Below are 24,186 nucleotides of genomic sequence, written 5' to 3'. Positions count from 1 at the left end.
CCACGCGTACGTCGTCGCGGTGAGATGCGGTCGAGGACCGAAGCAGTCGCAGGAAAGAACGAAGGCGACGGCATCGTCTTCAATGCCGCCGCCCTGGTGCTGAAGCCCGAGTCACGTCGGGCGGGGTTGTCGTCGTCCGCCCACTTCGGTGTGTGAGTGCTGACACGTGGTGTTCAGCCGTTCCCCCCGCGGCAATGCTGGCGGGCTGCGGCATCCAGCACCTCGCCCAGGTCGCGCTGGGAGCGACTTAAGCCGGGCACGGATTTCGGCGAGCGCCGCGTTAGCTGCCCAGGCGGAACGGGTGCCTCAGTTCCGCGTCACGCGCGTATAGCACTGGCCGATGGACGATGTATGCGTCCCGTTGATCGTGCCGCGGATCTGCTTGAACCAGCCTGACTTGATGACCTTGTGCACGCTCGAGGTGCCGGTCTGAAAGCCGCTCCCGCTAGTGGGGAAGATGTAGTTGTTCCCAAGGCGCAGGCTGGCCGTGCTGTAGGCGTACTCGAGGGTGCCCGACTGCCACGTGTTCGACCACCAGAAGAGCTTCTTGCGCTCCCAGTCCGTCCTTACGCCTGCCTCGGAGTAGAAGAACGCGCTTGTGATGTACGACTTGCCCTTCATGCGGCGCGACCCGTTCTGCCAGGTGCAGTGGTCGGTCGTGAAGCCGAGGGAGAAGCCGGTTTCGACCCCGGCAGTGCGCGCGAGCGCCGGCTGGAGCGAGTCCCCCGTCGCGGTGGTCTCCACCGGCTGCGCCACGATGCGGTAGTCTGGCGCCGGGGCCGGGGAGCTGAGGGTGGGCACGAGCTCACGAAGCAGCGCCAGGTCTCTGACGTGAACTGCGTAGGCGTTGTCGCGGGTGAGCTTGTAGACGGTGTCGCCCACCTGGATCTCGCCGCGGTTGTTGAGCAGCGAGAGGATTCCGTCGCCGAAGTCGAAGTCGTCGCGGGTCACCCCGTCATTGGCCTGGGCGATGCCCTCGCTGCCCGTCGCGGCCTCACCGTCTCCCCCCGCCGCCGCGGTAGCCTCCGTCCACTCGTTCGAGTCGAGGTACGCGCGGAGAGACTGGTAGCCCTGCCCCTGCTCGTACTGAACGAGCGTCTCGATGGGCGCGTCGTTGCGAGTCTCGACCGTCGCCTCCACGGATGCGCCATCGTAGAACACGGGCCGGTCTCCGATGGGAATCAGCGGCGGCGGATCGATGGGCAGGCACTCCAGATATTGGACGTCCTGCGGGTACAAGTAGCCGTCGTAGAACGTCGGGTCGGACGTAGCCGGGCTCAGGCATCGCTGCTGGACGGCGATACCGGTGACGTACGAAGAGCGGGGCCGCGCTGCGGGGCCGGTGACGGTGTCGGAGCAGGCGGTGCCCAACGCCGCTGCGAGCGCGCATGCGGCGATCGTGCTGAGCCGGGTCTGAGGGTGGCGGATCATTGGGATTTCCTGAGGGAGAATGAGGAAGGTGGCGCCCCATCTACGGAGGTCGAGATTGAGCGCGCCGGATGTTTTCACAACTTTGGGCGTTAAAGGAGAATAGTCAAGCGTGCCGTTTCCCCGTAGCAGCGACGTTGCAGTCCAAGGGGCTGTGCTGTTCTGTCCCGTATGGCTCGCATGCTGGGCTGCGGTGTAGCCGCATCCACAGGACGCTGTGATCCCTCGAGCCCCGTCGCGAACGTCCCATGCCCGCCACGGGCCGAACCGCGGTGATGGGCCCCCGCCTCCCCAGAACCGAAAGAGCGGCCCCAGCGTGGCTGGTGGCCGCTCTCGGATCGCTGCGTCGCTCCCGCCCGCCTACGTCCGCGTTCGCGACATGAGCCAGAGGCCGGCGACGAGGAAGAGCACGTTGGGCGCCCAGGCCGCGAGCTGCGGGTCCACGCTGCCGCTGCTGCCCACGGCCTTGCCCACGCGGAACATCAGCATGTACAGGATGGTCACGCCCAGGCTGATGCCGATGCCGAACGCCGTGCCGCCGCGCTGCGAGCTGGTGGCCAGCGGGGCCCCGAAGAGCACGATGATGAATACCGCGCACGGCAGCGCGACCTTCTGCGCCAGCTCCACCTTGAGCGAGTTCGCGTCGCCGCCCGAGCGCTCCACCGCGCCGATGAAACGCGAGATGTCGGCGTACCCCATCTCCGTGGGGTCCTTAGGCTCCGCCAGCAGCTCGTCCGGCGTCTCGCGCAGGCCGGGCACGCGCATGGAGTCGAACGCGAAGGTTTCCTCGGCGCCGCCGGCGGCCAGGCGGCGCACGTAGCCGCGCCGCAAGATCCAGCCGCGCGCGGGGGTCCAGTGCGCCTCGTCCGCCATCCGGTGCAGGCCGGCGCCCGTGCGCGAGGCGTTGCGCTCCAGCACGATGCCGTTCATCTGCCCCTCCGTGGTGTCGATGCGGCGCACCGTCATCACCCCTTCGCCCTCCGTCTGGTAGACGAAGTTGCTGCGGCCGGTGGACTCGGTGTTCTTCTTCGACCCGATCAGCTCCGCGCGCTTCTGCAGCGTGATGGGCGTCAGCTCGCCCAGGCCCAGCGCCGCCATGCTCAGCACGATGGAGAGCCCCACGATGGGCAGGATGATGCGGTAGAACGAGACGCCGCCCGCCTTGGCCGCCGAGATCTCCTGGTGCCGCGTCATCCCGCCGATGGTGAACACCGTCGCCACCAGCGCGGCGATGGGGAAGGCGTACTGGATGAAGAGCGGCATCTGGTACACGTACGACAAGGCGAGGCGCCCCATGGGGATGCCGCGCTCCAGGTACTTGTCAATGTTGTCGGTGACGTCGCCGATGATGAAGAGCAGGGGGATGCCCAGCACCAGCATCACGAAGGTGCGCAGGTACTGCCGCACCACGTAGCGGTCCAGCAGCTTCATGCGCCCTCCCCCTGCCGCCGGAACCACGGCGACGCGATCCACTCCCGCGCCGCCTGGGCGATGGCCGCGAGCCCGCCGCCGCCGCGGGCGGTCGACGTCTCGCGTCCCATCTTGGTTATCCCGAACAAGCCCAGCACCGTCATCAGCGCGTTCATGATCCACATCGCCACGATGGGCGACGCGTGCCCCGCGTCCGCCAGCGCCTCTCCGCCGATGAGGCCGATGTAGTACAGCGAGAAGATGAGCAGGCTGGAGGCGATCACCATCCCGATGCCGCCGCCGGGGAAGCGCAGGGCCAGCGGCGCGCCGATGATCACGAAGACCAGCGTGGCGATGGCGATGGAGTACTTCTTCTGCACCTCCACGTCGAACGAGCGGATGTCGCGGCGCGTGTTGGACACCATCTGCTGGTCGCCCGCCAGCGTGAGCGCCGTCTGCCGCGTGCGCTCGGCGACGCTGAGCGGGGGCGGGCCGTTCGCGGGGAGCGTGACCACGCCGCGGCGGCCGCCCTTCAGGGCGTACTCCAGGTCCTCCATGGCCGCCTTGCGCGTATCGGTCTGCACCCGGCCGCGGTCGCGCGTGAGCGTGTCCATGTGCGCCCGCAGCATGGCGATGGTCATCTCGCGGTCGCCGCGGTAGCCCCCGTCGTCGTCGCCGATGCTGAGGGTGGTGCCCACGCCGGGGATGGGCAGCACCTGCTCGCGGAAGCCCAGCTGCTGGAACTCGGCCGGGTTGCCGATGCTGGCCTCGCGCAGGTGCCCGTCGTACAGGCGCAGCACCAGGTCGGTGTGCGTGGCGTTGAACATGGTGATGCCCGAGTCCGCGTAGATCGTGCGCGCGCGGTTGGGGTCGCTCACGTCGTAGATGGTCACGTCCCACATGCGGTTCGTGGCCGGGTCGATCCGGCTCGCCCGCATGTAGTACGAACGGCCGTCGGACGAGGGGATGCGGTTCACCGTCTGCGCCTGGAGCACCAGCGTGGGCGTCTTGCGGGCGATGTCGCTCCAGAGGCTGGACCAGCGGTGGTTCGCCTCGGGCAGTACGCGGTCGTTGAACCAGACCATGAACGCGGCGATGATGGTCGCCGCGGCCAGCAGCGGGAGCAGGAGCTGCTTGAGGTCCACGCCGCTGGCCTTGAGCGCCGTGATCTCGTTCTCGGCCGTGAACTGCGAGAAGGTGTAGAGGACCGAGACGAGCACGGCCATGGGGAAGGTGAGCGCCACGGTGGCGGGCACCGCCAGCACGAAGAACTCCAGCACCACGTTGGTGGGCAGGCCCTTGCCGGCCAGGTCGGCCAGCCGGCGCGCCAGGGTGTTGATCAGGATCACCCCGGTGAGCGCCACGAAGGCAAACAAAAACGGGCCCACGTGCGCCCGCAGCAGGTACCGCGTAAGGATCTTCATGGCTTTCCGGCAGGGACTTGCTGGGGCGAAAACACGGGTCTAGTATATTTGGGGCCGCACTGCAGTACAAGCCGCAGCGGCCCCCTTCCGCGCCCCCATCCTCCTGAGAGACCGGTGATACCTTCCCCACGCAGGGCTCGTTCCCGCGCCGCGGCCCTCGTGGCGGCGGCGCTCCTCGCTGCGTGCGCCAGGGCCGACGGGCAGCCCGCGCGGCCGGACACCAACGCGGGGCAGCTCTGGTCGTTCCTTACCGACCAGACGGCGTTCGGGCCGCGGTACGCGGGCACGCGCGGCCATACGCAGGAACTGGGGTGGCTCAAGGACCGGCTGCACACCGACGGCGGGCAGGTCACCTCCCAGCCCTTCACCCACGTGACGGCGCAGGGGCGCACGCTGCGGCTGGAGAACGTCTTCGCGCGCTTCAACCCGCAGGCGAAGGACCGCATCCTCCTGGTCGCGCACTGGGACACGCGCCCGCACGCGGACGGCGAGCAGGACCCGGAGCGCCGCAACCTGCCGGTGCCCGGCGCCAACGACGGCGCGAGCGGCACCGCGGTGCTGATGCAGCTGGCCGACCTCTTCCGCGAGCAGGCGCCGCCCATCGGCGTGGACCTGCTCTTCACCGACGGCGAGGACTACGGGCCGGGGGACGAGGACATGTACCTGGGCTCCCGCTGGTTTGCCGCGCATCTCCCGGAAGGCCCGCGCCCGCGCTACGCCGTGGTGCTGGACATGGTGGCCGACGTGGAGGCGCGGTTCCCGGTGGAGACGGCGTCGCAGAGGTCGGCCCCGCAGGCGGTGCGCCGCATCTGGTCGCTGGCGAAGACGGCGGGCCACGGCGCCGCTTTCCCGGACACGGTGGGCGGGGAGATCACCGACGACCACCTGCCGCTGATCGCCGCCGGCATCCCCAGCGTGCTGGTGATCGACCTGGACTACGGCCCCGGCAACTCGTTCTGGCACACGGGCGACGACCTTCCCGCCAACGTGAGCCGCCAGACCATGAAGATGGTGGCCGACGTGATGGCGGACCTCGTCTACTCCGGGGGCTGACCCATGCCCGCCACCTCGCAGGAGCGCCTCGCGCTGGGCGTCGTCGCCCTCCTCCTCGCCGCCGGTGCGGGAGCCCGCGCCCTCGGCCACCGCACTTCCACGCTCACTCCCGCCCTCTACTCGACCGACGCGCTGTCGTCCGGCGCACCGGGAGGCGCGTCGTCCGACCTAGTGGACGGGATGAGTGGCCTCGACGGGATGCAAGGCAGGGTGAAGCGGAAGACGGAACAGGACAAGGCGCGCTCCACACCGCTCGCGGCCGGCGAGAAGCTGGACCCGAACACGGCCACGGCCGACGAGCTGGACCGCCTTCCCGGTGTGGGCCACGCGCTGGCCGAGCGCATCGTGCAGGCGCGGAAGGCGCGCGGGCGCTTCCGCACGCTCGCGGACCTGGACTCCGTCTCCGGTGTCGGGCCCCGGGTCCTGGCGCAGATGGCCCCGCATCTCACCCTCCCTGCCGCTCCCCCCTCATCCCCCGCCGTGACCTCACCGCGCTCCCCGTCGTCTTCACCGGCGAACGGGGGGACGATGCGGGGCTTTCTCTCCACGCCCCCCGCAACCCGGCGGCCGTCCTCTACGAGGCCTCCGTCGACGGTTCCCGCCGGCCCGGTGGACCTGAACACGGCGTCGGCGGCGGAGCTGGAGGCGCTGCCGGGGATCGGGCCGTCGCTGGCGGGGAAGGTGCTCGCGTGGCGTGCCGCGAACGGCCGCTTCCGCTCGGCCGAAGACCTGCTGAAGGTGGGCGGGATCGGGCCCGCGAAGCTGGCCCGGCTGCGCCCGCTGGTGCGCGCTACCCCTTGACACGCCTTGTGTTTGCGGCGACCTTCCCAGGTGAATCCCCCACTCCGAATCCGGCAGTCCGGCCCCGCAATCGCGGGGCTTCCGCCCCTTTGAAGCTCCCATGGCCGTAGCCGCTCCTGCCGACAGAATCGGCGACCAGCTCGTACACGAAGGCCTGATCACGCGCGAGCAGCTCAACAAGGCGCTCGACGACGCGCGCGCCAACCAGTCGCGCGTGGGCTTCTCGCTGGTGAAGCTGGGCTTCCTGGGCGAGCAGGACCTGGTGCGCGCCCTGGCGCGCCAGCACCGCGTGCCGGCGGTGGACCTAGAGCGGGTGAAGCTGGACCCCAAGATCCTCAAGCTGGTCCCCGCCGAGGTGGCGGTGAAGCACCAGGTGCTGGCGCTGCGCCGCGTGGGCCGCACGCTCACGGTGGCCATGGCCAACCCCACCGACCTGGGCGTCATCGACGACCTGAAGTTCATCACCCGCTTCGACATCGAGCCGGTGATCGCCGGCGACTTCACGCTCCGCAAGATCATCGAGCGCGAGTACGAGTCGTCCGACGAGCGGATGAACGAGCTGCTCAAGCAGTTCGACCAGGAGGACATCGAGAAGGTCGACGAGACCGAGGACGAGATCAGCGCCACCGCGCTGGCGGCGCAGGTCGACGAGGCCCCGGTGGTGAAGCTCATCAACGGCATCCTCACCGACGCGGTGCAGAAGGGCGCCTCGGACATCCACTTCGAGTGCTACGAGAAGGACATCCGCGTCCGCTACCGCATCGACGGCGTGCTGGGCGAGATCATGCGGCCGCCCATGAAGATGAAGGCGGCGCTCATCTCGCGCTTCAAGATCCTCTCGGACCTGAACATCGCCGAGCGCCGCGTGCCGCAGGACGGCCGCCTCAAGCTGCGCATGGGCCGCCGCGTGATCGACTTCCGCGTGAGCACGCTGCCCACGCTGTTCGGCGAGAAGATCGTGCTCCGGATCCTCGACAAGGGCAACCTGACGCTCGACCTCGAGAAGTTCGGGATGGAGCCCAAGGCCGAGGCCGACTTCATGAAGGCGATCATGAACCCGTACGGCATGGTGCTGGTCACCGGCCCCACGGGCTCGGGCAAGACGACCACGCTGTACAGCGCGCTCAGCAAGGTCAACACGAACGAGGTCAACATCATGACGGCCGAGGACCCGGTCGAGTACAACCTGCACGGCATCAACCAGGTGCAGGTCCGTACCGAGATCGGGATGAGCTTCCCCGCGGCCCTCAAGGCGTTCCTGCGGCAGGACCCCAACATCATCATGGTGGGCGAGATCCGCGACATCGAGACGGGCAGCATCGCCATCAAGGCGGCGCTCACCGGCCACCTCGTGCTCTCCACGCTGCACACCAACGACGCGCCCAGCACGATCACTCGCATGATCGACATGGGGATCGAGCCGTTCAACGTGGCCTCGGCCGTGAACCTGATCACGGCGCAGCGCCTGGCGCGCCGCATCTGCTCCGGCTGCAAGGAGCCGGTCACCTACCCGCCGGAGTACCTGGCCGCCGCCAACCTGACCGACGACGACGTGGAGGGGATCACCTTCTACCGCGGCAAGGGGTGCGACGCGTGCGGCGGCTCGGGCTACAAGGGCCGGCAGGGCCTGTACGAGGTGATGGCGATGTCGGCCACGCTGCGCCGCATGATCCTGCAGGGCTGCTCCACGGCCGAGCTGCAGGACCAGGCGATCAGCGAGGGGATGCTGACGCTGCGCATGGACGGCATGAAGAAGGTGGCGCGCGGCGTCACCACGCTCGAAGAAGTCCTGAAGGAGACGGCCGGGTAGCCCACGCCGCACGGGCGCGGCGCCCCGCCTCTCGAACTCCGTGAGAAGATGACCACCAGCACCACCCAGCCCGCGGCCGCCCCCACGGGCGTGAACCTGCGCGCGCTGCTCGAGGAGATGATCGAGCGCGGCGCCTCGGACCTGCACGTGACCGCGGGCGAGCGCCCCAAGCTGCGCGTGGACGGCAACATCACCGACAGCGGCACCAACCACATCCTGACGCCCAAGGACACGCTCCAGCTCACCTACTCGATCCTCACCGAGAACCAGAAGAAGCGGTTCGAGACCGAGGACGAGCTGGACTTCTCGTTCGGCATCCAGAACCTGGCGCGCTTCCGCGGCAACGTGTACCGCCAGCGCGGCTGCGTGGCGCTGGCGGTGCGGCAGATCCCGTTCAAGATCCAGACGTTCGAGGAGCTGCGCCTTCCCCCCATCGTGCAGAAGCTGGCCGAGAAGCCGCGCGGCCTCGTCCTCGTGACCGGCCCCACGGGCTCGGGGAAGAGCACGACGCTGGCGGCGATGCTGGACAAGATCAACAAGGAGCGGCGCGGCCACATCCTCACCATCGAGGACCCCATCGAGTTCATCCACCGCCACCAGGGGTGCATGGTGAACCAGCGCGAGGTGGGGGCCGACACGCGCAGCTTCGGGGCGGCGCTCAAGTACGCGCTGCGGCAGGACCCCGACGTGATCCTGGTGGGCGAGATGCGCGACCTGGAGACGATCCAGGCCGCCCTCACTATCGCCGAGACGGGCCACCTGTGCCTGGCCACGCTGCACACGAACAGCGCGGCCGAGACCATCAACCGCGTGATCGACGTCTTCCCCGCGCACCAGCAGTCGCAGATCCGCGCGCAGCTGGCATTCGTGCTGGAGGGCGTGCTCACGCAGCAGCTGCTGCCCAAGGCGCGCGGCCGCGGCCGCAGCATGGCGGCCGAGATCATGGTGTGCACGCCGGCCATCCGCGCCTGCATCCGCGACGACAAGGTGCACCAGATCTACTCCATCATGCAGGCCGGCAAGAAGCACGGCATGCAGACGCTGAACGACGCGCTGTACCAGCTGTACATGCAGCGCGAGGTGACCCTGGAGGAGTGCCTGAAGCACTCGTCCGACCAGGCCGAGTTCCTCCGCGCCGTCGGAGAGCCGGTTCCCGCGTAACCCGAGACGCAGATGCCCGTCTTCAACTACAGCGCCCGGTCGGCCACGGGCGAGCTGACCACCGGCGAGATCGACCTGCCCACGCAGGACGAGGTCATCGGGTGGCTGCGCCGCCAGCGCCTGATGCCGGTGCGGGTCAAGGCCAAGCCCAAGGACCTGAAGTTCCAGATCGGCACGGGGATCAAGACGCGCGACGTGGTGATCTTCACCCGCCAGTTCGCGACGATGATCAACTCCGGCCTGCCGCTGGTGCAGAGCCTCACCATCCTGGCCGAGCAGACCGAGAACAAGCCCTTCCAGGCCGTGATCTCGCAGGTGCTCCAGGACATCCAGAGCGGCCAGACGCTGGCCGACTCCATGGGCAAGCACCCCAAGGTGTTCACCGACCTGTACGTGAACATGGTGGCGGCGGGCGAGGCGGGCGGCATCCTGGACACCATCCTGCTGCGCCTGGCGGTGTTCCTGGAGAAGAACGACGCCCTGATGCGCAAGATCAAGGGCGCCATGACCTACCCCGGCGTGATGCTGGCGGTGGTGATCATCGCCACCACGGTGCTGCTGTGGAAGGTGGTGCCCGTGTTCGCCGGCATCTTCACCGACGCCGGCCTGGAGCTGCCCATGCCCACCCGCGTGGTGCTGGCGGCCAGCAGCTTCCTGCAGAGCTACATCCTGTTCATGTTCATCGGCGTCGGCATCGCGCTCTACCTGCTGAAGCGGTACTACGGCACCGAGAACGGGCAGCTGGTGATCGACCGGCTGATGCTGAAGATGCCGGTGCTGGGCGACCTGCTCCGCAAGTCGGCCGTGTCGCGCTTCACGCGCACGCTGGGCACGCTGGTCTCGTCGGGCGTGAGCATCCTGGAGGGCCTGCAGATCACGGCGCGCACGTCTGGCAACCGCGTGATCCACGACGCGGTCATGGCGAGCCGCGCCTCCATCGCCGGGGGCGCCACCATCAGCGAGCCGCTCAAGGCCTCGGGCGTCTTCCCGCCCATGGTGGTGCAGATGATCAACGTGGGCGAGCAGACGGGCGGCCTGGACGAGATGCTGAGCAAGATCGCCGACTTCTACGACGACGAGGTCGACACGGCCGTGACGGCGCTGACCTCGGTGCTGGAGCCCATCATGATCGTGGTCATGGGCGTGGTGATCGGCGGCATGGTCGTCGCCATGTACCTCCCCATGTTCGACCTGATGAAGGCGGCGCAGGCGCAGGGGTAGCAGAGCAGGTCCCGCGCGGCCGGCGACGCCGACGTATCGAGCCCGCTTCCCGATGACGGGGAGCGGGCTCGATACGTTTGTGTGCTCTGTCGATCCGCAGAGGTGTCGATCGGATGCAGATGATCGTCCGATTCGATGCCCGGCGGACCGGCGGAAGCGCATCGCCCGATTCCCCTCGGTTATCCTGCCGCAATGTACGCGGTGCGATGATTGAGAGACGACGTCGTCGAACGCCGCGATTCCCGGCGCGGATGGAGACCGGTCCGGGTATCCTCCGGCGGCCGCATCCGTCCGGGACGGGATCGACGGCGATCCGCCCCACAACGCACTGAAGGTGGCCATGAACGACGCTGCGCCGCGGAACCCGGCGGCCGAAGCCGGCCGGCAGATGCTGAACAAGGTGCCCGAGATCACGCTGTACTTCTGGCTGATCAAGGTCCTGTGCACCACGGTGGGCGAGACGTTCGCCGACTACCTGAACGTGAACCTGAACCTGGGCCTGACCAACACGACGTATCTGATGGGCGGGCTGCTACTGGTGACCCTCTTCTTCGAATTCAGGGCCCGGCGGTACATCCCCGGCCTCTACTGGCTGGCGGTGGTGCTCCTCAGCGTGGTGGGCACCCTGATCACCGACAACCTGACGGACAGCCTGGGCGTCTCGCTGGTGGCGTCGACGGCGGTATTCAGCGCGCTGCTGGCCGCTACGTTCGCGATCTGGTACGCGAAGGAGAGGACGCTGTCGGTGCACACCATCCAGACCACCCGGCGCGAGGCGTTCTACTGGCTGGCGATCCTCTTCACCTTCGCGCTGGGCACGGCGGCGGGCGACCTGGTGGCGGAGCGCATGCAGGTGGGCTACCTGCTGTCTGCCGCGATGTTCGCCGGGCTGATCGCCGTCGTGGCCGTCGCGCACTTCCGGCTGCGGATGAACGGCATCCTCGCCTTCTGGCTCGCCTACATCCTCACGCGGCCGCTGGGCGCCTCCATCGGCGACTACCTGTCGCAGGCTCCGAAGGATGGCGGCCTGGGGCTGGGCACGGTGGGCACGAGCGCGCTCTTCCTCGTCACCATCCTCGCGCTGGTCGTCTATCTCTCGGTGACCAAGCGGGACGTGGCCGGGCCCGGGGCGAGGGCGGCGTAGGCGGATCGGAGGCGCGGGAAGTAGCGTCCAGCGGCGGGCGAGACCAGGTTCGGACCTTGCCCGCCCGTCCGGGTGTGCAGAGTGGGTAGATTACGCGAAGATAACAACTTACGGTGCATCGGGTTCGCGTCGGAAGGGCCCGAAAGATGCACGGTGGCGAGGGGCACGACACCTCAGCCGGCCGGCCAGCCGTGGGCGCGGACGCGCTCGCGGAGGCGGCCCGCGGAACCCGCGGTACCCGTATGAAAGCCACGCCGCTCCTCATCCCGCTCGCCTTGGCCTGCGCCGTGCTCGCCTGCACGCGGGCGGCGGCACAGGAGTGCACCGAGACGGAGTCGCGCACCGGGCTGGGCGCCCTGTCCGGGGCGCGTATCTTCTCCGTGGCGGTGCAGACGCAGGCCCCGGCGGACCTGCCCGGCGCCGCCCGGGTGCTGGGGCGCCTGCACGTGCGCACCCGCGAGTCCACGGTGCGGCGGCGCCTGCTCTTCGCGGCGGGCGACACGGTGGACAGCCTGGCCGTGGCCGAGTCGCTGCGGCGGCTACGGCAGCTTCGCTACCTGGACGACGTGCGCATCAGCGCCAGGCGGTGCGCCGGGGCAGGCGGCGTGGACCTGGTCGTGGCCACGCGCGACACGTGGAGCACGCAGCCGCGGGTGAGCGTGCGCGGCGGCGGCGCGGGCGTGGGCGTGCAGGAGCGCAACCTGATGGGCACGGGCAACGAGGTGGGCGCGCGCCTGGAGATGCGCAACCAGCGCATGGGCGTGGGCGTCACGCTGGCGGCGCCGTTCATCGCCGGCTCCAACCTGTCCGGCACGCTGGGGGTCGCGACGTTCCGCGACGGCAGGGACGTGGCCGCCCGCCTGGGCACGGCCGAGCGCAGCGTCTTCGACCGCCGCACCGCCGAGCTGCGGCTGCGGCGCTCGGTGCTGGCCACGCCGGACCGCGGGCGCTCGTTCCTGCGCGAGAACGCCGCCTTCCTGGGCGGCGTGCGCGTCCGCGCGTCCGAGGCGGGCGTCACCCTGCTGCTCGCCGGCGCAGAGGTCGAGCACACGCGGCTGGCCTCCGGCTTCGGAGACACGCTGGTGGGCCCGGCAAACGTGCGGCGCAGCTACGCCGCCCTGGACTTCGGCATCGCCCGCCGCACGGCGCGGTGGGACACGGTGACGTGGCTGCTGCGCCCGGGCGTGCTGGTGGACGTGCCGCACGGGCTGGAGAGCGAGATCCTGGTGGGGCCCGGCGTGGACGTGGCTTCGCGGCGGGCGGTGGTGCATGTGGACGGCTGGGCGGGGCGCGTGTGGCTGCCGGGCCGCTCGACGCTGCTGAGCGCCGACGCGTGGACGTCGGGCTACCTGGGCAACGAGCGCATCGACGCGGCGAACGCGCGCGGGCTGCTCACCGCCGTGCGCCGTGCCGGGACCGGGAGATGGACGGCGACGCTGGGCGGCGAGCTGCTGGTGAACCCCGACCCCGACGTCCGCGGCCTTGCGACGCCCGACGTGACGCGCACCCTGTTCCCGCGCGAGCTGCGCCTCGCCCGCCGCATCGCCGTCGCGTCGCTGGAGCGGACGATGCCCGTGGCGGCGCTGAATCGCGCGTGGGGGCTGGACGCCGGCCTCTTCAGTGCCGGCTCGCTGCGGTGGGAGGCCGCGGGCGACGGGCGGGAGCGGCTGGGCACGCTCGTCCTCGGCACCACGCTCCAGCTCGTCCCGGCGCGTCGGGCGCGGGGCATCCTCCGCCTCGACGCGGGCTACCCGGCCTCGATCTCGGGCGGCCTCTCGCGCAGGCCGTACCTGGTGTTCTCCGTAAGCCCGCTGCCATCCGACCACCGCCACCGCGACGGAGCGAATTAGCGGACTCGGCCCCGAGCGGCGCGGCCATCGCCCAGCCGCTCGGGGCCCGGAAGGTGATTCGTCGTCCTGGCGGAGCGGAAGGATCGATGGCTGCGATCGGCGGACTCTACGAGATGCAGAGCAGGACGAGCTCCTTCGATGAACAGGTGGGCCGGCTACTGCGACACCAGCGTCTCCGCGGGGGCGATCCTGGAGGCGTGGCGGGCGGGGAGATAGCAGGCGACGAGGGCGATGGTCACGAGCAGGAAGGTGACGCCGCCCAGGACGGCGGCGCCGTTGGTGGGCATGTTCGGGAACGATGCCGCGATGAGGCGCGTGATGCCGAAGGCGCCGAGCAGGCCGATGGCCGAGCCGGCGAGCGCGAGCCTGGCGCCGGACGTGAGCACCAAGCGCGTGATGTCGCCCGCCTGGGCGCCCAGCGCGAGGCGGATGCCGAACTCGCCGCGGCGCTGGGCCATGGTGCGCGAGATGACACCGTAGATGCCCAGCGACGCCAGGCCCAGACCGAGCGCCGCCAGCGCGGAGAGCACGCTCGCCAGCACGCCGAGCTGGTAGTTGGCGCGCGCGATGGTGGTGGGAGCGGGCTGGAGCTGGCGCACAGCCAGGTCCGGGTCGAGCGAGGCCATGGTGGTGCGGATGGGGCCGACGAGGCTCGCCGGTGCGATGCCCGCGGTGCGGACGGCGATCTCGTTGAAGCGCCGCGGCTCCTGCGCCATCGGCTGGTAGAGCTGGTAGCTGGACGCGCTCGGCTCGGGAAAGACGGACTGGATGTCGGCCACCACGCCCACGATCTCGCCCCACTGCGTGGAATCGCCGCCGGCCTGGGCGATGCGGCGGCCGAGCGGGCTCTCGCCGGCGAAGAGGCCCCGCGCCATCGCCTGGTTGATGATGAAGACGCGGGGAGACGCGGCGCCGTCGCCCGCGTCGAAGGCGCGCCCGCTGAGCACGCGCGTGCCGACGGTCTCGAAGTAGTGCGGGGTGATGCCGTTGATGACGGCGCCCGGCTCGTGCCCGCGCACCGGCGCCAGGCGGCCCGCGACCAGGTACTTGCGCGGCTCGGCCAGGCCGAAGAACGGCATCGAGTACGAGATGCTGGCGGAGGCGACGCCGGGCAGCGCCTCCAGGCGTTCCAGGGCGAGGCGCTGGAAGCCGGTGATCTCCTTGTCTCCCGCATACGCGCTTGCGGGCAGCAGCGTGGTGCCGGTGACGAGGTGGGCGGACTCCCAGCCGTACCGCCGGTTGTTCATCTCGTACAGCCCTCGCACCATGATGCCGGCGCCCGCGAGCAGGACCATCGCCAGCGTGAACTGGCCCACGATGAGGAGATCGCGGAAGCGCTGGTGGCCCCGGTCGCCCGTGTTGCCGCGCGAACCGCTCCGGAGCGTGCTGTTCAGGTCCAGCCGCAGCACGAAGAGCGCGGGGGCGACGCCGAACGCGAGCGCGGTGAACAGGCAGGCGCCCGCGGCCCAGCTCAGCACGTGCCAGTCGAACGTGAGGGCGACGCCCACGCCGTTGTCGCCCGCGCTCCGCACCGCCAGCCAATCGAAGGTCCACGTGGCGACGAAGATGGCGCAGACGCCGCCCGCGGCCGCCAGCAGCAGCGACTCCACGAGCAGCGGGCGCAGGACCTGGAGGCGCGAGGCGCCCAGGGCCGAGCGCACGGCGAACTCGCGCGCGCGGGCCATGGTGCGGGCGAGGAGGAGGTTCGCCAGGTTGGAGCAGGCGATGAGCAGGACGAAGCCGGAGAGGCAGACCAGCATGGTGATCATCACCGGCCCGTTCGCCTGGAGGAACGTGTCCTCGATGGGGATCGCGCGCCACGAGCTTCCGGCGTTGGCGACGGGGTACTGGCCGGCGAGGCGGCGGCCGAACTTGGCGATGAAGCTGTCGGCCTGCGCCTGAGGCAGCGCGCCGGAGCGGCGGCCCACGAGGCGGAGCCAGCGCGTGCTGCGGTCGCGGCTCTCCTTCGCATCCAGGGCGAGCGGCCGGTACACGTCCACGAAGCTCAGGTGCCGCCAGTCGCTGAACGTCTCCGGCAGCACGCCCACGATCTCGTGCGGCTCGCCGTCCACGCGCACGGTGCGCCCCACGATGTGCGCGTCTCCGCCGAAGCGGGTCTGCCAGTACCGGTGGCTGATGATGAGCACGCGGTGGTTGCCGGGAACGGTCTCGTCGGCACGGAAGGCGCGGCCCAGGCGGGGCTGCGTGCCCAGCGTGGAGAAGAGGTTCGCCGAGACGCGCAGGGCCGGCACCATCTCCGCCGGCTGGCCCGGCTCCGAGAGGCTCATCTCCGAGTTGCCGTACGCCGCGATCTCGCCGTAGCCGCCCATCTCCGACTTCAGGTCCAGGTAGTCCGCGGTCGATACGGGGCCGCGGGGCTCGCCGGGCGTGCTGCGGTAGATGCGGTCCAGCCGGTCGCTGCCGGCATACGGCGCCGGCCGCAGCATGTATCCGCTGAGGATGCTGAACATCGACGTGTTGGCGCCGATGCCCAGCCCCAGCGTGACGATGGCGACGAGGGTGAAGCCGGGGGAGCGGAGCAGCGACTTGGCGGCCAGGCGCAGGTCGAGGAGTACGGCGGGGATGGCGCTCATGAGAGTACTTCCGTCTGGAGACCGGCTTCTGCCGGGAACGCCGCGAGCAGGCCGCTCGGAGGCGTAGGATCATCGCTGCTGGGGAATGCTTCTCGACTGCCCGTCGATGGTTGTCGGGCGAGACGTGTGATGGGCTCCGGCGTTGCGGCGCCTCGGCATCGCGTCTGTCGTCGGTCGGGGATGGATAGTCGGGAGGGTTGGGACGACCTCTGCCGATGGTTGGACAGGGGGCGAATGCCGTGCCCGGTGCCGTACTCGGCCAACGCGATGGGCTGCAACTGCTTAGATAGATGCGGTGCCGCGCTGCCTGTCCGTCGCTGGGAAACCGCGTCCCAGGATCGGACATCGCAGCGCTCCGGTGAATCGTGACGCAGGGCCGGGTTGACAGCGGCGCGCGGCTTCCGCTACACTCCGGAAGCATCGAATCATCCGACGCGCGAATTCCATCTACCGACCGACCATGCTCGCCATCTTCGCTTCCGCCTGCTGTTGTCGCTGCGCCTCTCCGGTGGGGGAGTCGGGTGGGCGGGCGCGCGTGGTGGCGCGCGCGTAGATCGAGCGGATAGCGCGCGATCGACCGTTCCGGCCCTCCCCTCTTCGGGAGGGCTTTTTGTTGTCCGCGGGTTCTGGCGGCGCCCCCGAACGGACGTACTCCATCTCCGGAGAGCCGGTTTCACGATTCCCCGAATGGCACGCCGCTGCGGCGAGAGCGCCTGGAGAGACCATGATCTACGCGGTGATGCTGAACCTGGCGGTGTTCGCGCTGGCGCTCGCGTGGCTGGCGCGGCGCGGGAAGGGCGGCGCGGCGCTGTCGAAGAACGTGCTGGTGGCGCTGGTGCTCGGCGCGGCGCTGGGGGCGGCGATGCAGGCGGTGTACGGCACGGGCTCGCCGGCGGTGGAGGGCACGGTGAGCTGGGTGGGCGTGGTGGGCGGCGCGTACGTGCGGCTGCTCCAGATGATCGTCACGCCGCTGGTGCTGGTCTCCATCCTCTCCGCCGTGACGCGGCTGGACGACGCGCGGGCGCTGGGGAAGATCGGCGCGGGCGTGCTGGGCATGCTGATGGTGACCACCGCCATCTCCGCCGCCATCGGGATCGGGATGGCGCGGCTGTTCGGGCTCCAGGTGGGCGGCCTCGTGCGCGGGACGCGCGAGGTGGCGCAGGCCGCGGTGATCGAAGGCAAGGCGACGGAGGTCGCGGGGCTGGACGTACCGCAGCTCCTCCTCTCCTTCATCCCCACCAACCCGTTCGCGGACCTGGCGGGCTCGCGGCCCACGTCCATGATCGCCGTCGTCGTCTTCGCGGCGCTGCTGGGGGTGGCGGCGCTGGGCCTGCGGCGGAGCGACCCGGAGGCCGGGCGGCGCGTGGCGGCCGGCATCGACACCGTGCAGAAGCTGGTGATGCGCCTGGTGCGCATGGTCATCCGCCTTACGCCGTACGGCGTGCTGGCGCTGATGACGAAGGTGGTCGCCACGTCGGACCCGGCAGACGTGCTGGGGCTGATCCGCTTCGTGGCGGCGTCGTACGTGGGTCTGGCGCTGATCCTGGGCGTGCACGCGGCAGCCCTGGCGCTGGCCGGCGTCAACCCGTGGCGCTACTACAGGCAGGTGTGGCCGGTGCTGACGTTCGCGTTCACCTCGCGCTCGAGCGCGGCGACGATCCCGCTGAACGTGGAGGCGCAGGTGGACAGGCTGGGCGTGCCGCCGGCCATCGCCAACTTCGCGGCGAGCTTCGGCGCCACCATCGGGCAGAACGGGTGCGCGGGGCTGTACCCGGCCATGCTGGCGGTGATGATCGCGCCCAGCGCGGGCGTGGACCCCACGAGCATGCACTTCATCCTCACGCTCGTCCTGGTGGTCACGCTGGGCTCGTTCGGCATCGCGGGGGTGGGCGGCGGCGCCACGTTTGCTGCCATCGTGGTGCTGTCGGCCATGAACCTGCCCGTGGCGCTCGCGGGGCTGCTCATCTCCATCGAGCCGCTGATCGACATGGGGCGCACCGCCATCAACGTCAACGGCGCGATGACGGCCGGCGCGGTCACCAGCCGCCTCCTCCGCTCGTCCGACCTCGGGGCGCCCGCAAGCGTGGACGAGCCCGCCCCGGCCCCGATGCGCGCCGTGGTCTGAGCGCGGCCGGGCACGGGACGGGCACCCGGCGCTCGCTCCGGCTGCTCGACGCCGAGCGCCGTCCATCCTTCGTGAATAGCGAATGGAGATGCGACGTTCGGAGGCATAGCTGCGGAAATGGTGCAGGGGAGCGGGCTCGAGATCGAGATGCTTGTGTTTCCGGACCGGGCATCCCTATCCTGCGATCGTACGCCTCCCCCAGGGGAAGTGTACGATCCTGGCGGAAAATCCCACCCTTGCAACCCCGGAGTGCACGATGCCGCGCCGTCTCGTCTTCCTCCTTCCGCTCTTGCTGGGCGCCTGCTCGTCCAGCCCCACCGCGCCCGATCTGGCGGCCAAGCGGTCCGCCGTGCGCCGGGACACGGCCTGCCACTACTTGTACTCGTATAACTACACGCTCAAGAAGTTCGTCTTCGTGGGCACCGAGGGCGACTGCTCCGGCAACACCAGCGGCGGTGGGAGCGGCGGCGGGGGCGGCGGCGGCTTCTGATCGCTTCTCCGACGAGTGATCTTCCTCCGGGTTGGCGACGACGGAGGATGAGCAGACGACGAACGGCGCGTGGATCGATGCTTCGGTCCGCGCGCCGATTCGTTGGTAGATGCCGCGTTCGATATGAGCCGCGGCTTCGCCGGCTGCTGGAGAGAGTGCGACCTCGCCAGATGCGATCTACCCGATCGAGAGAGCGTCATCGGCGTATCCCGCCGATCGATGTGCGGTTCGCTGGATCGCAAAGCGGCGAACGAGCGGGTTGATCCGCATCTCCCGGGGGTTCAAGCGTAGTGGAGCGGGGGATGGGATGCCGCTCATCCGACGAATACTGGACGGAGTTGTGGCAGAAGCGTAAGATGCGGGGCGTTCCACAGCGTGCCTTTTCCGTGGTCCCATCCTCCACACCCGCGCCTTCCCGTGACGCTCTTCAGACATCTCCGCATCCTGCTGCCCCTTGCGGGTCTGGCCGCGCTGCCCGCCGCCGGGCTGGCGCGCGACCCATCTACCGGGCCCGCAGCGAACATCCACCTGCTGGCGGCCTCGCCCGACACCGCGCCCGCGCCGTCGCCTTTCGCGCTGTCCGACCCCGACGGGCAGGACCTTGTGCTGGAGCGGCTGGACGTGCGGACGGCGGTGCACGGCATGCTCGCGCTGACCGAGGTGGAGATGCGCTTCCGCAACCCGCGCCAGCGGCGCATGGAGGGGCGGTTCAGCGCCGTGCTGCCCGAGGGCGCTACGGTGAGCCGCTTCGCCAAGGAGGTGGATGGGCACCTCATGGAGGGCGAGGTCGTGGAGCGGCTGCGCGCGCACCAGGTCTACGATCAGATCCTGCACGAGCTGCGCGACCCGGCCATGCTGGACCAGGAGGCGGGCAACCGCTTCTCGGCGCGCGTGTTCCCCATCGAGGCGGGCGGGACGGTGCGGCTGGTGCTGGGCTACACGTCGCTGCTGCGGCAGACGGGCGGCGAGCGCAGCTGGAGCCTGCCGCTGCGCGGGCTGCCGAAGGTGGGGCTCTTCACCTTCCATGGCAGCTTCCGTGGCCTGCCGGGCGAGACGGGACGGCAGGAGACGTTCATACAGGCCGCCGGTCCGGGCCGGGTGCGCAACGCGGGCGCGGTGCGCATCATCAACCGCTCGGACGAGGATTTCGTCCCCGATCACGACCTCCAGGTGGCGTGGCGGGCCGACGCCGGTGCCTCCGCCGCACAGGTGCTGTCGGCCGGCGGGTTCTACGTGGCGGCGTTCCGGCCCGCCGTGCAGCCGCGGCCGATGGATGCCGGTGCGCGGGGCTGGGTCTTCTATCTCGACACCTCCGCGTCGGGCGCCGACGGGGCGGAGCACCGGATCCGCGCGGTCGAGCGGCTGCTGGCCGCGCTGCCGGAGCGCGACGCGGTGGAGGTGCGGGCGTTCGACCACCGCGTCACGCGGATCGCCTCCGGCTCGGCGGCGCAGGTCGCGGCGCGGGTCGGCGCGGCGCTGCGGGCGCGGCGCTACCTGGGCGGCACCGACCTGGGCGCCGTGCTGCGGGACGCGGCATCCGTCGCTCGCTCGCGGCCCGACGCGATGATCGTGGTGCAGACGGACGGCGTGGGGACGATGGGCACGGTGGATCCCGCGCAGCTTCGCGCCGCGGCGGACTCCATCCCGACCACCACCACGGTGCACGCGCTGGTGCTGGGCGCGCGCCAGGACGCCGCGACGCTACGGATGATGACGGGCGGGCGGGGCCGCATCGTCGCCATCCCGTTCACCGACTCGCTCGATGCGCGGGTCGCCGCGGCAGCTCGCCGCCTCGCGCTGCCGCCCGGCGTGTCGTTCGCGGCGAGCGACCCCGGCGCGGAGTGGGTGCAGGCGGCGGGCGGAGAAGACGTGCAGCCGGGCGACGAGGTGCTGGTGCTGGCGCGGCTCAAGCCCGGCGCGCGTCCGTCGCCGCGCCTGAGCGGGCCGGGCAGGACGATGGTGGCTGCCGCCGCGGAGCCGCTGCCGGCCGGCAGCTTCGCGCCGCTGCTGGAGCGCGAGGCGTACCGCGCGTACATCCAGGAGCTGGACGAGCGCGCCAGCCGCACCACGGACGACTCCACGCGCGCCGCTCTGGCACGCGAGGAGGTCCGCATCTCCGTAGAGCACCGCGTGCTCTCGCCGCGCACGACCATGCTGGTGCTGGAGACGGAGCGCGACTACCGGCGCTTCGGGCTGGACCGGCGCGCGCTGGCGGAGATTCTGGCCGTCGGCGAGGAAGGCATCGTCCGCGTGGACCGCGACCCCGCCGCGTTGCAGGTCGCCCAGGCCGAGGCGCCCAAGCGGGACGCCGACTCGCTCCCGGCGCGCCGGGAGCGGGAGGCGTACGGGAACGTGCCCCTTCCCCCCACGGCCACGAACGCGGCCCCGGAGGAGCGCGCGGAAGCGCAGGCCGGCGAGCCCGCCGCCGCCGCGGACGAGGCGTCGGCAGGCCCGCCGCCGCCCGCGCCGCCGCCACCTCCTCCCCCACCGCCGCCGCCGCCGGCTCCTGTCGTGCCAGGGCAGGCTACGGGAGGAGACGTGCAGGGACAGGTCGCGGGCCGCGCGGCGGGGCAGATGGTCTCGCCCGCGGCGGGCGAGGCGGCGCGGATGAAGGCGCCGGCGTGGACGCGCCCCGCGCCGGTGACGGCGGAGCGCGTGGACAGCCTGCGCGCGGCGCTGCGTGCGGAGCCGCGCGACCGCAGCGTGCGGAATCAGCTCGCGGACGCGCTGTGGGCCCGGCGCGACTGGCCGGCGCTCCGCGACCTGGCGCTCGACTGGCAGCCGTACGATCCGGAGAACCCGCAGGTCTACGAGGCGCTGGGCGAGGCCGACGTGAACCTGGGCCGCCGCGAAGAGGCCGAGCGCGCCCTCGGCTCGCTCGTGGAGGTCGCAGACGGCAAGCCCGAGCTTCTCCAGCGCGCCGGGCTCCTGCTCCTGCGCGTGAACGCCGCGCGCCTGGCCGAGACGCCGCTGCGGCGCGCACTGGCGCAGCGGCCGGACCGCATCAACGGCTACCGCCATCTCGCGCTCATGCTGTGGCAGGACGGGCGCGAGCAGGAAGCCGCGCGCGTGCTGGAGGATGCGACGCGCCAGACCTTCCCGGCGTGGTATCGCGATGCGCAGCGCGTGGTGCACGAGGAGTTGGGCTACGTGCTCCGCGCGTGGATGGCGAAGGAGCCGCGCCGCCGCGCCGAGATCCGCGGCGAGGCAGCCGAGTACGGAGTGGACCTGGAACGCCGCGACGCCCTGCGCGTGACCCTGGCGTGGGACGCGGACGGCAACGACGTGGACCTGCACGTGGTCGATCCCGCGGGCGAGGAGTGCTTCTTCAGCCACAAGACCACCGCGCAGGGGCTGGAGCTGTACCAGGACATCACGCAGGGCTTCGGGCCCGAGGTGGTGCGCACCGGCAAGCTCGTCCCGGGCACGTACCACGTGGGCGTGACCTACTTCAGCGCCGGGGCGATGGGCGTCAGCCGCGGCGTGCTCGTCGTCCTGCGCAGCGACCGCAACGCAGATCGGCCCACGGTGCAGATCCTCCCGTTCCGCCTGGTGGAAGGCAACAGCTCGGCCGTACGCCACCTTGCCAGCATCGACGTCCCCGCGCGGTGACGCCGCTTTGCCGGCCGTACATCTCCAGAACGGTAGATGTACGGCCGGCGTGCGTCGGATGCGCGTCTCAGCCCGCCGCTACGTTTCGGCCTCGGCCGGCGCTTCGTTGGTTTTCTGCCGATGAAGAGCCTTGACGCGGCGCGGCAGTCGGTGTATTTAACCAGTAGGTTTAATTGATGGGGCAGTCGAGCGGGAGACGTGATGCAGTCCGACCAGCTCAGCACCACCCTGGCCGCCCTGGCCGATCCCACGCGCCGCGCCATCCTCGCCCGGCTCGCGGAGGGCGAGGCGACGGTCACGCAGCTCGCGGAGCCGTTCGCCATGAGCCTGCCCGCCGTCTCCAAGCACCTGCGCGTGCTGGAGCGGGCGGGGCTCATCTCCCGCGGCCGCGAGGCGCAGTGGCGGCCGTCGCGGCTACAGGCGGAGCCGCTGCGCGAGGTGGCCGACTGGGTGGCGCAGTACCGCCGATTCTGGGACGAGAGCTTCGACCGGCTGGACGAGTACCTCCACGAACTTCAGAGCAAGGAGCAGCGAGATGGCAACAGCGACTGACGCCGCCACGGACACCGCCGACCGCGAGCTCGTCATCACCCGCGACTTCGACGCGCCGCGCGACCGCGTGTTCGACGCGTTCACCGACGCCGAGGCGATCGGCCGGTGGTGGGGCCCGCGCGGGTTCCGCACGACCACGCACGAGAAGGACGCGCGGCCCGGCGGCGTGTGGCGCTTCATCATGCACGGGCCGGACGGCACCGACTATCCCAACCTCATCGAGTACACCGAGGTGGTGAGGCCCGAGCGGCTCGCGTACGCCCACGGCACGGGCGAGGAGGACGGCCGCGGCTTCCAGGTCACCGTCACCTTCGGCGAAGAAGGCGGGAAGACGCGGGTCACCCTCCGCACCATCTTCCCCACGCCCGAAGCGCGGGCGGCTGTGATGGGGTACGCGGTGGAGGGCGGCAACCAGACGCTCGAGCGCCTGTCCGAGTACCTCGCCGGCGTCGCCGATATCGCGTGAGGGCAGCGGGTCCGGCGCGCGGATGTCGAATCCCCGCGCGCCGGATCGACGCTGGTGGAGAGGACCACTCTCGATCTGCGTCCGGCACGTGTGTTCGGGAGATGTTTTGCGGTCGTTGATCGCGGCGTAGTTCGATGTTCGGCGGGAACCCATCCGCGGGCCAGGCGGCATCGCGGGCACATCAACCGAAAAAATGGAGCAACCGATGTCGATCTACGATCCGGCGCGTGCGCCGTGGCCTAGCCGAGTGCTCAGCGTGCTCCGCATCGTCGCGGGATTGACCTTCCTCATGTTCGGGACGATGAAGCTCTTCGGCTTCCCGCCACCTCCGCCCGGGTCGCCGCCCATGCCGCCGTTCGACCTCACCTCACAGACGACCATCGGCGCGCTGCTGGAGGCGGTGGGCGGGCTGCTGATCCTGCTGGGGCTGTTCACGCGCCCGGTCGCGTTCATCCTATCCGGCGAGATGGCGGTGGCGTACTGGCAGTTCCACGCGCCGGGCTCGCCGTACCCCGCCACGAACATGGGCACGCCGGCCGTTCTCTACTGCTTCATCTTCCTGTACTTCGTCTTCTCCGGCCCCGGCGAGTGGAGTATCGACGCCCTCCTCGCCCGCTCCCGCTCGCGCCACGGAGCATTCGACGACGGCGTCGCCGACCGCGGCCGCCGCGTGGCGATGGAGTGAAAGCTGGAGGAGAGCGGCTCGGTACTGAGGCGGTGTCGCTGCGGAAAGACGCCCCCTCCCCCGGCCCCTCCCCCGCAAGCGGGAGAAGGGAGAACTGCTTGCGGGGGGGAGTGTTAGCTCATCGCTGATTCGGCGCGGCGGGGTGAGATGCCGATCACGAATTCTGGTGAGCGCATCAGCGGATGCGTCGAGCTCGTTGCCGTGTCATATCACTGCCTCGTGTCATTGGGTCTCCGCACCAACGCCTTCCTCAGGAAAACGCGAGCCGGCGTGTAGCCAAAACGAACGTAACCATCACCGTCGCAACAGAATAGACTCCCCTCTCCCGCTTGCGGGGGAGGGGCTGGGGGAGGGGGCACC

The 24,186-nt window shown here is 70.5% G+C and carries 17 protein-coding genes; 13 read left to right on the top strand and 4 right to left on the bottom strand.

Features of this window, described 5'->3' with window-relative positions:
* Window positions 1-306 precede the first annotated feature (306 nt).
* The 3 genes from VFE05_11355 to VFE05_11345 form a co-directional block, all read right to left on the bottom strand.
* Window positions 307-1,431, bottom strand: coding sequence for a hypothetical protein (locus tag VFE05_11355; GenBank protein HET6230656.1), 1,125 nt, complete (start codon window positions 1,429-1,431; stop codon window positions 307-309).
* 357 nt (window positions 1,432-1,788) lie between these two features.
* The gene (locus tag VFE05_11350; protein HET6230655.1) at window positions 1,789-2,859 is read right to left on the bottom strand and encodes an LptF/LptG family permease; all 1,071 of its coding nucleotides are present in this window, start codon (window positions 2,857-2,859) and stop codon (window positions 1,789-1,791) included.
* Window positions 2,856-4,262 carry an LptF/LptG family permease gene (locus VFE05_11345; protein ID HET6230654.1) on the bottom strand — a complete coding sequence of 469 codons (1,407 nt, stop codon included), beginning with the start codon at window positions 4,260-4,262 and terminating at the stop codon, window positions 2,856-2,858. The genes VFE05_11350 and VFE05_11345 overlap by 4 nt, the downstream gene beginning before the upstream one ends.
* Before the next feature lie 159 nt (window positions 4,263-4,421).
* Here VFE05_11345 and VFE05_11340 point away from each other — a divergent pair, with 159 nt between their 5' ends.
* From VFE05_11340 to VFE05_11310, 7 genes are all read left to right on the top strand, one after another.
* Complete coding sequence (locus VFE05_11340; protein ID HET6230653.1) at window positions 4,422-5,315, top strand: M28 family peptidase; 894 nt, start codon at window positions 4,422-4,424, stop codon at window positions 5,313-5,315.
* 3 nt (window positions 5,316-5,318) lie between these two features.
* Window positions 5,319-6,116 (top strand): helix-hairpin-helix domain-containing protein, encoded by a 798-nt coding sequence (locus VFE05_11335; protein HET6230652.1) that lies wholly within the window; start codon window positions 5,319-5,321, stop codon window positions 6,114-6,116.
* Window positions 6,117-6,216: 100 nt separating this feature from the next.
* Window positions 6,217-7,926, top strand: a complete 1,710-nt coding sequence (gene pilB / locus VFE05_11330) for a type IV-A pilus assembly ATPase PilB (protein HET6230651.1) — start codon at window positions 6,217-6,219, stop codon at window positions 7,924-7,926.
* A 48-nt stretch (window positions 7,927-7,974) separates the two neighbouring features.
* Complete coding sequence (locus VFE05_11325; protein HET6230650.1) at window positions 7,975-9,087, top strand: PilT/PilU family type 4a pilus ATPase; 1,113 nt, start codon at window positions 7,975-7,977, stop codon at window positions 9,085-9,087.
* Between the two features lie 12 nt (window positions 9,088-9,099).
* The gene (locus VFE05_11320) at window positions 9,100-10,308 is read left to right on the top strand and encodes a type II secretion system F family protein (protein ID HET6230649.1); all 1,209 of its coding nucleotides are present in this window, start codon (window positions 9,100-9,102) and stop codon (window positions 10,306-10,308) included.
* 340 nt (window positions 10,309-10,648) lie between these two features.
* Window positions 10,649-11,452 (top strand): hypothetical protein, encoded by an 804-nt coding sequence (locus VFE05_11315; protein ID HET6230648.1) that lies wholly within the window; start codon window positions 10,649-10,651, stop codon window positions 11,450-11,452.
* Window positions 11,453-11,694: 242 nt separating this feature from the next.
* Complete coding sequence (locus tag VFE05_11310) at window positions 11,695-13,302, top strand: hypothetical protein (GenBank protein ID HET6230647.1); 1,608 nt, start codon at window positions 11,695-11,697, stop codon at window positions 13,300-13,302.
* Window positions 13,303-13,457: 155 nt separating this feature from the next.
* Here the strand turns inward: VFE05_11310 and VFE05_11305 are convergent, their stop codons facing one another.
* Window positions 13,458-15,896, bottom strand: a complete 2,439-nt coding sequence (locus VFE05_11305) for an ABC transporter permease (GenBank protein HET6230646.1) — start codon at window positions 15,894-15,896, stop codon at window positions 13,458-13,460.
* A 724-nt stretch (window positions 15,897-16,620) separates the two neighbouring features.
* Here VFE05_11305 and VFE05_11300 point away from each other — a divergent pair.
* The 6 genes from VFE05_11300 (at window position 16,621) to VFE05_11275 (ending at window position 23,826) form a co-directional block, all read left to right on the top strand.
* Complete coding sequence (locus VFE05_11300) at window positions 16,621-18,021, top strand: L-cystine transporter (GenBank protein ID HET6230645.1); 1,401 nt, start codon at window positions 16,621-16,623, stop codon at window positions 18,019-18,021.
* 256 nt (window positions 18,022-18,277) lie between these two features.
* Window positions 18,278-18,511 (top strand): hypothetical protein, encoded by a 234-nt coding sequence (locus tag VFE05_11295; GenBank protein ID HET6230644.1) that lies wholly within the window; start codon window positions 18,278-18,280, stop codon window positions 18,509-18,511.
* A 417-nt stretch (window positions 18,512-18,928) separates the two neighbouring features.
* A complete protein-coding gene (locus VFE05_11290; protein ID HET6230643.1) occupies window positions 18,929-22,123 on the top strand; it encodes a VIT domain-containing protein in 3,195 nt (1,064 codons plus the stop codon).
* 201 nt (window positions 22,124-22,324) lie between these two features.
* Complete coding sequence (locus tag VFE05_11285) at window positions 22,325-22,675, top strand: metalloregulator ArsR/SmtB family transcription factor (GenBank protein HET6230642.1); 351 nt, start codon at window positions 22,325-22,327, stop codon at window positions 22,673-22,675.
* Window positions 22,659-23,141 (top strand): SRPBCC family protein, encoded by a 483-nt coding sequence (locus tag VFE05_11280; protein HET6230641.1) that lies wholly within the window; start codon window positions 22,659-22,661, stop codon window positions 23,139-23,141. Before VFE05_11285 ends, VFE05_11280 begins: the two co-directional genes overlap by 17 nt.
* A gap of 205 nt (window positions 23,142-23,346) precedes the next feature.
* Window positions 23,347-23,826, top strand: a complete 480-nt coding sequence (locus tag VFE05_11275) for a DoxX family protein (GenBank protein HET6230640.1) — start codon at window positions 23,347-23,349, stop codon at window positions 23,824-23,826.
* Window positions 23,827-24,186 lie beyond the last annotated feature (360 nt).

The sequence above is a fragment of the Longimicrobiaceae bacterium genome (genome assembly GCA_035696245.1).
Classification (GTDB): domain Bacteria; phylum Gemmatimonadota; class Gemmatimonadetes; order Longimicrobiales; family Longimicrobiaceae; genus DASRQW01.
Note: the sequence above shows the minus strand (reverse complement) of the source record. Positions and strands in the feature narration are given on the sequence as shown.